The organism is Collinsella sp. Sow4_E3, assembly GCF_052116285.1.
Taxonomy (GTDB): Bacteria; Actinomycetota; Coriobacteriia; order Coriobacteriales; family Coriobacteriaceae; genus Collinsella.
This window is the reverse complement of sequence record NZ_JBQKLJ010000131.1, coordinates 1-418: the sequence shown is the minus strand read 5'-3', so window position 1 is coordinate 418 and position 418 is coordinate 1. Positions and strand designations below refer to the sequence as shown.

The 418-nt window shown below is 37.8% G+C and carries 1 protein-coding gene; it reads left to right on the top strand.

What is annotated here, in order from left to right; genetic code table 11:
• Window positions 1-63 precede the first annotated feature (63 nt).
• Window positions 64-418 (top strand): DNA cytosine methyltransferase (locus ACTQ48_RS11610; protein WP_441571089.1); only part of this gene is annotated, 355 nt, incomplete at its 3' end.

Below are 418 nucleotides of genomic sequence, written 5' to 3'. Positions count from 1 at the left end.
ATTTCAAACCTGGTAAATCAGTACCATAAATAATTGAATACAGCAGATTTTGAGGGATGAGTGATGAAAGCTTGTCCCTCTTTTTTTTATTCCAGGGAGGTGAAAGCAATCGAACAAATATTAGTGTTAGAACTATTTGGAGGGATTGGAGCAATTAGAAAAGCACTCATCAATCAGAAAATACCATATAAGGTCATTGACTATATCGAGAACGATAAAAATTGTGTGAAAAGCTATAACCAGCTCTATGGAGAAGATTATAAACCCCAGTCAGTAACGGATTATCATCCGCCAGATGAGAAGATAGATATTCTTATGCACGGCAGTCCTTGTCAAGATTTTAGTCGAATAGGCATGAAGCAAGGTGGTGAGGTTGGCAGTGGTACTCGAAGCAGTCTTCTGTTTGAAACAATACGAA